A 7,317-nucleotide genomic window follows, 5' to 3' on the forward strand; every position below is an offset into this window, starting at 1 on the left:
GAGGTGTTCTCGGCGGCTAGAAACACCGAAATGAGCTGGTTATCTGATCGTTTTTGATCGGTTTGCCGCTTTCAAAATCGGCGGAGGCTGAAGTCAGCCGGAAATGCATGGCTACTTCAGACCATCCCTAAGAAATCTGTATTGCCCTGAGTGAGATCATAGATCTTGGACAGGAGCTCATTCGTCAGGGGAGCGCAGGATGCCGTCCAGTCATAGGCCCAGAGCTGGGACACCAAGTGCTCCCAAAACGGATCGTCTTCGCTGAATCGGTCAAAAGCGATTGGCCCCATTCCCGCCGCTCTTCGGGCATTGCGCAGCACACCTGAAAATAGCGGAAGCATTGCGTTGGTCCCTACATAGACAAGCGGAACGCCCGCATCGTTGGATAAAGTTACGAAGAAATTCAGCAACTTTTCTCGATCCTGCCCACCCCGCGACGAGCAAAGATGCTGCATTTCATCAATTATTAAAGCACCGATGAAAAAGGTTTTGCACAGCTGACTGATGTGCTGGAGCATTACGCTAATGCTGTTGGCGGCGCCACCTCTTCGCGAGTATTTTTCGACTCCTAACGCAGCATCCAGGGCGGAGAAGAATGCTGCACAAAAACCGCGCAACGAGCCGTCATGCGGGCACTCAATCTTAAGCCATACAACCTGGGTTTCGATGAGAATCGCGTCTTTATATCGGCTGTGACTGATAACCTGCGGATAAAGCCTTGCTATGGAATTAAGCGCTGTGGTCTTGCCCATACCACTCAGGCCGATGAGGGTCATCGTCTCAGCGGTAGACATGAATCCATGGCCTTTGGCTTCCGCTGAGGAAGGCAACCGATGCCTAACGGAGGAGGCCAACAGAGGATTGCGGCCCGTATATCCGTAGCGAATCAACTGGCTGAAGAGGTCTTCAAGACGCAGGTGGATTTCAAATGGAACCACAACATCTTTCAGCCGGTTGATCCCATGGCCGCGAAGCTTCGGGGGCAACGCTCGTTCGGCCTCGTCGGGCTTTGGAGGAAGGTTCCCAACGCGCCTAACCACGTCAACATCCGAAAGAATTCTAGGCAAGCATTCGATCAGCGGGTTCCCATCGTACAGAGGCATGCCTGTAGGAATGTATTCTGCGGGGGAGAAGGTCAAATCGTTCATGTCTCAGCCTCGCTTCCCTCGCTGACCACTAGTTTCAGAAACGCCGCACTTCTCGCGGAACTGGGCCTGCCGGTGACTAGCTTAGAATTCTCTGCCACAGGAGACGTGTTATCCACAACGCGTAGCTGATTCAGATCAGCGGTATGGGAGTCGCGCTCGGTCTGAGCTTCGATAGCACGCTTGGCACGTTTGTCCCGCTTGAAATCTGCATTCGATTTCGGGTCACCCTGTGCGGCACGTTTGGATTTGGCCCGGTCAAGGATTTCCTCTTGTCGTCCCCTTACCAGCGCCGCAGTATTATCACTGTCGTAACGGGCATCAGGCGAAACCTGGTTCAAGACATGGATCATATCAAGAACCTCCTCCATACGGAGTCCACCATATTTCTGTCTTTGGTGCGGTACAATAGTTAAAGCCTCAAAACCTGCTTCGGACTTGATCCAACAGTTTTCAATAGAGTTAGGATCATAGAATACTCGAACATATTTCGTCCGCAGGTTATGCGAGCGCTCCAACCACTCCTCACGCAATGCTGTTTGACATGTATACTGTACTCCTTGGAAAACAATACCGCCTCGACTGATACGACACTCCTGAGATGGCAATAAGGCAATTTTTAACTCAGCCGGAGATACTACTTTTGAATTGATTGGGCTATTAGCCTTCGACCATTTCCAAACTGCAATAGGCGTGGCTTCTACACCGTCAGCAATCATCTCGCGATTTAAAAGGTGTGGTATTCGTAGGCTTTTATTGTGCGCCAAGACTCCTACAATAACCATTTCGGTGAACTCGTCGATATCCAAAACCGCATCGAGTTGGTAGTCCCTATCGCCACGCTCCATCTTGCGAGCATCCACACCGCCTGGAATAAATTTCAAGTCGAGGTGTTCATTGATGACACGGAAGCGGCTCTCAATGATCCCTTTCCAATCAGGCCTGAAGGGAGGCAAAATTTCCACCGCTAGCCCCAAGCTTTGCGATAGCGTTGCCCCTGCCTCGCTTAGAAGCTCAGCCCGGTCAGCAACAATTTCGACTGGCAGGTGCGAGCATGGCCAGTCCGCCTCATCGATATCAACATTGTATCGCTTGCAAAATTCAACCTTTGGGGTGCAAGCGTTGTATATCGCGTGTCGAGCCCCGTTCCAGCTGGGTCCCTCAAGGCCCACGTGAATCCCTACAATCATTCTAGTATAGGTATCGACAACCACATAAAGTATGGGGCGCCCAATGAGCCATAGCCTGTTAACGCGATGCACTAAATAGACATCAGCGATGGTTGAATCTATCTCGTATCGGTGGGCTGCCCCCATCAGGCCTTGGGACGCTGAACCAACGATAGCACGATGATCCTTGTTGTATCGGACAGAACCGCCACGCACCTTAAGCTTATAAAGATCATCGAAAAACAGTTTACCGTGATATCTAAGCTGGGTAGTAGTCGGGTAACTGCCGCGTACAATATTTCCTTTCGAGCCATCTGGGAGAGTCTCTCTATAAAATTTGTTTAACATCCACTTATGGGCATCTTTAAGGGTGCCACATTTGCCGCTGGCGACCCGCCCGTAAGCCAAACGGATATGAGAGAGATGGCGCTGCTCAAGCGTGATGGCCCCATCATCATTGACAACAACACCAAGATACTTACGCGGCCTACCGGGGATAATGCCTGAGGATCGATCCTTTTTCTTCCCTCGACCACCGCAAGCGCTAGTGTTCCAAAGAAACGCGTTAGGCGTTTGACCCATGCTCCAGTAGCGGTATAGGAGCCGGTATATCTGCTTACGCTCTACTCCTGTCTCTAAGGCATGCCTAGCAACAAGCCCTCCGAATCCCGGCCCAAGAATTTCCAAGGCGGAGCGATCTTCTACTAAACCCCTTAGAAGGTTCCAATTTCGATTACGGCTAGCTTTTTCATTTTCACTAATTTCATCATCGCTTCTGAGCAGATGTAAAGGGACCATTTCTTGACTTAAGACTGCGCGCCCTGAATCAATATCGTCAATCAAAACGGACTTATCAATCGGCCACGGCTTGCTGGGATTCGTACTCAGCTCAATCACAACAACAGAATCATTATTTATACCCAATACCCTAACCGCTTTTTTTAGTAGGCTAGGTTCTACGCCAGGCGTAACAATGCTGTTTACCTTAAGATCAAGCATGATGGGAAATCTCGGTTGGCGGAGACAAAGCCGCTGACCTGTGGCTCGGCCATACGTGCAACGGCTGCGACAAGCTTATTACTTTCGAGGTAAGATCAGACTCTAAACGACCGATCCATAGCAGGTGATGGAAGAGACGCTTTATGCCCATATACTCAATGTATAGGTCACGAGACGCCTTCTCCAAAAGAACTTTTAGCGGTATTTGATCAGTCTTTGTTCCCTCGATGTATTCAAGCAAGTTGTCGATATTCTTCTCTGTCGGCAACGAGGGATGGATACTGGCGTACGTCCTGAGAATTCTGAGGTTTGCTATTTTTGTCTTCGGGAGGTTTTCGTGCAAAACCAGCTTCCAGTCAACGCCCCTTATTGACCAGTATTTTTTTTCAATGGCTAGCTTTTCAGCTATTCGATTCCGAGCATGAAGATCAGCCTGCTCTAATTCCTTTCGATATTTCACTGAGCGAGCGGCTAGCCGGGCTTCGCCAGAGGTATCCACAAAGGTAATGAGGAAGTCCGTCGTCATAACGACAGGTGTTTGCGTGCCAGGATATACAGGGTGTCGACAGTTAATGCTTGAGGCAATTGCTTGGGTCTCAGCCTGTGTCAACAGGGGATACTGCTCTCGGATATCGATGATCGAGGCATCATGCTCAAGAATGGTGAGGTAATCTCGCTCTGCATTGGACAGCAGGTGGTGAGTGCGATGAATTTTTACTCCCGCGATCATATGAGAGACACCCTTTGATTTGATATCCCACACCTGGATCCACGGTTTATAGGAATCTCTCACTCCATTTCCACGACCCGATTGAATTTTTTTATCTATTTTTGACTGGGTCATCAGCAAGCGATGCGCAGCCTTGACCGGAGCTATGGGCACAGATGCCATGTTCGAGACGCTCATGATTGGGCGATCCGCTCGACTAGGACGAGGACGAGGACGGCTGGCGTGCAATGAGGACACGCCAGAGAGCGGGCTCAGCCAGGACAACAGTCACAGCGATGCGTAGGGGATTGTCACCCGAATCTCCAGGGCTTGGCTCCGGTCCGATGTGCGGTCGAAGCCAGCCTTGTGACAACCTTTATTACGTTGTGACAACCTTTATTGTTTTGTGACAAACTTTATTATTCAAAAACATCGTCTTTCCAGGCGGAAAATGCTTACTCCACCGTCACGGACTTGGCCAAGTTACGCGGCTGGTCGACGTCCGTACCCTTGAGCACCGCCACGTAGTATGAAAGCAGTTGCAGGGGAATGGTGTAGAGGATCGGCGCCAGTTCGTCGACGATGTGCGGCACCTTGATCACGTGAGTGCCTTCGCCGTTGCTCATGCCGGCATTCTCGTCAGCGAACACCACCAGCTCACCACCACGGGCACGCACTTCCTGCAGGTTGGACTTGAGCTTTTCCAGCAGTTCATTGTTCGGCGCTACAGTGACCACTGGCATGTCGTTATCCACAAGCGCCAGCGGACCGTGCTTGAGCTCACCGGCCGGGTAGGCTTCGGCGTGGATGTAGGAGATTTCCTTAAGCTTCAGCGCGCCCTCCATGGCCACCGGATACTGGGCTCCTCGGCCGAGGAACAGGGTATGGTGCTTGTCGGCGAACAGCTCGGCAGTTTTCTCTACAGTGCTGTCCATGGCCAGGGCCTCCCCCAAGCGCGCGGGCAGACGACGCAGCTCTTCCACCAACTCGGCTTCGACGCCCGCTTCGAGGGTGCCGCGCACTTGGCCCAGCGCCAGAGTCAGCAGCATCAGCGAGACCAGCTGGGTGGTAAAGGCCTTGGTCGAAGCCACGCCGATTTCCGGGCCGGCCAGGGTCAGCAGGGTCAGGTCGGACTCACGCACCAGCGAGCTGATGCCGACGTTGCAGATGGCCAGGCTACCGAGGAAGCCCAGCTCCTTGGCGTTGCGCAGGGCAGCCAGGGTGTCGGCGGTTTCGCCAGACTGGGAGATCGAAACGAATAGCGTATCTGGCTGCACCACTACCTTGCGATAACGGAATTCGCTGGCCACTTCGACTTGGCATGGAATGCCAGCGAGGCTCTCCAGCCAGTAACGGGCGACCATGCCGGCGTGGTAGCTGGTACCGCAGGCGACGATCTGCACGTTACGCACTTTGGCGAACAGCTCGGCCGCCTGCGGGCCGAAAGCCTGGACCATCACGTGGTCCTTGCCCAAGCGGCCTTCCAGGGTGCGCTGGACCACGGTCGGCTGCTCGTGGATCTCCTTGAGCATGAAGTGACGATAGGCGCCCTTGTCGGCAGCTTCGGCGCCTTCGTGGTACTGCACGGTTTCACGCTGTACCGGCTCACCGGTCTGGTCCCAGATTCTTACCTGGTCGCGGCGAATCTCGGCGATATCACCCTCCTCCAGGTACATGAAACGGTCGGTGACCTGGCGCAGGGCCAGTTGGTCGGAAGCCAGGAAGTTCTCGCCGTGGCCCAGGCCAACTACCAGCGGGCTGCCGCTGCGTGCGGCTACCAGGCGGTCAGGTTGTGCCACGCTGATCAGCGCAAGGCCATAGGCACCGTGCAGACGCTTCACTGCCGCTTTAAGCGCATCGGCCAGGTCCGGAAGGGTCTTCAGGGTGTGGTGGATCAGGTGGACGATGACTTCGGTGTCGGTCTGCGAGCTAAACACGTAGCCCAGACCTTTCAGCTCTTCACGCAGCTCTTCGTGGTTTTCGATGATGCCGTTGTGCACCACCGCCACTTCGTTGCCGGAGAAATGCGGGTGGGCGTTGCCTTCGGTCGGTGCTCCGTGGGTGGCCCAGCGGGTGTGGGCGATGCCCAGTTGGCCGTTCAGCGGCTCGGCGGCAACAGCGGCCTGCAGCTCGGCAACTTTGCCGATCCGGCGGCGGCGCTGCAGTTCGCCCTGCTGGGTGTAGACAGCCAGGCCAGCACTGTCGTAACCACGATATTCAAGACGCTTGAGGCCTTCGATGAGAATGGCAGTGATATTGCGCTCGGCTACGGCACCAACGATTCCACACATGTTTATTGCTCCTGGCTGATCGCGGCGCAAATCAGGTTGATGCCGCGGGCTTGAATCTGTTCGCGTGCCGCTGCAGGCAGGCGTTCATCTGTAATAAGGGTGTGCACGCTGCCCCACGGCAGCTCGAGATTGGGGATCTTGCGCCCGACCTTGTCCGACTCGACCATCACGATCACTTCGCGGGCTACCTCGGCCATTACCCGGCTCAGGCCAAGCAGCTCATTGAAGGTGGTGGTGCCGCGCTGCAGGTCGATGCCATCGGCACCGATGAACAGCTGATCGAAATCGTAAGAGCGTAGGACCTGCTCGGCGACCTGACCTTGGAACGACTCGGAATGCGGGTCCCAGGTCCCCCCGGTCATCAGCAGCACCGGCTCGTGCTCGATCTCGCTGATGGCGCGGGCCACATTCAATGAATTGGTCATCACTACCAGACCGGGCTGGCGGCCCAGCTCCGGAATCATCGCAGCGGTAGTGCTGCCGCTGTCGATGATAATCCGCGCATGCTCGCGAATACGCCCGACCGCTGCACGGGCGATAGCCTTCTTGTAGGCAGAGACCGGTTGCGCCGGTTCACTGAGCATCTCCTGCGGTACCGGCACCGCACCGCCGTAGCGGCGCAGCAACAGGCCGTTGGCCTCCAGCGCGGCAAGGTCCTTGCGGATGGTCACTTCCGAGGTTTCGAAACGCTTGGCCAAGGCGTCGACGCTCACCTCGCCTTGCTCGCTGAGCAAGGCCAGGATGTTGTGGCGGCGCTGGGGAGTGTTTCGTTTCGACATGGTCTGATAAGTTTCGATTCGAAAGATAACGATTGCAATCAAAACCTAAGTTCGTCGGTTCGTCAAGGTGTGGATAAAAATTCCTGACAACACAGATCCCTGTGGGAGATTCTATGGTTTTCAGCAAGCCAGTTTCCCACCTTTGGTGACGTATTCGTCCTGATTTTTCATCAGGGCGAATGCCACCCGCGCGAGCTTTCTAGCCAGGATTACCAGAGCTTGAGT

At 54.4% G+C, this 7,317-nt stretch carries 5 protein-coding genes and 1 pseudogene; all 6 read right to left on the reverse strand.

Going from position 1 to position 7,317, the window contains the following annotated elements; translation table 11 throughout:
- Positions 1–116: 116 nt before the first annotated feature.
- On the reverse strand, positions 117–1,148 hold the full coding sequence (locus CQW31_RS30205) for an ATP-binding protein (RefSeq protein ID WP_256587457.1): 1,032 nt from the start codon (positions 1,146–1,148) through the stop codon (positions 117–119).
- Positions 1,145–3,313 carry a Mu transposase C-terminal domain-containing protein gene (locus tag CQW31_RS30210; RefSeq protein WP_099816078.1) on the reverse strand — a complete coding sequence of 723 codons (2,169 nt, stop codon included), beginning with the start codon at positions 3,311–3,313 and terminating at the stop codon, positions 1,145–1,147. The genes CQW31_RS30205 and CQW31_RS30210 overlap by 4 nt, the downstream gene beginning before the upstream one ends.
- Positions 3,306–4,205 carry a TnsA endonuclease N-terminal domain-containing protein gene (locus tag CQW31_RS30215; RefSeq protein ID WP_054884837.1) on the reverse strand — a complete coding sequence of 300 codons (900 nt, stop codon included), beginning with the start codon at positions 4,203–4,205 and terminating at the stop codon, positions 3,306–3,308. Before CQW31_RS30215 ends, CQW31_RS30210 begins: the two co-directional genes overlap by 8 nt.
- Before the next feature lie 272 nt (positions 4,206–4,477).
- Positions 4,478–6,313: a glutamine--fructose-6-phosphate transaminase (isomerizing) gene (gene glmS, locus CQW31_RS30220; RefSeq protein WP_099816079.1), complete on the reverse strand. Its 1,836-nt coding sequence runs from the start codon at positions 6,311–6,313 to the stop codon at positions 4,478–4,480.
- 2 nt (positions 6,314–6,315) lie between these two features.
- Entirely contained in the window at positions 6,316–7,092 is a 777-nt protein-coding gene (locus CQW31_RS30225; protein WP_054884856.1) for a DeoR/GlpR family DNA-binding transcription regulator, read from the reverse strand.
- Positions 7,093–7,212: 120 nt separating this feature from the next.
- Positions 7,213–7,317: pseudogene (locus CQW31_RS31940) on the reverse strand (IS110 family transposase); the annotation flags it as partial.

It is taken from the genome of Pseudomonas sp. 382 (genome assembly GCF_002759075.1).
Classification (GTDB): domain Bacteria; phylum Pseudomonadota; class Gammaproteobacteria; order Pseudomonadales; family Pseudomonadaceae; genus Aquipseudomonas; species Aquipseudomonas vlassakiae.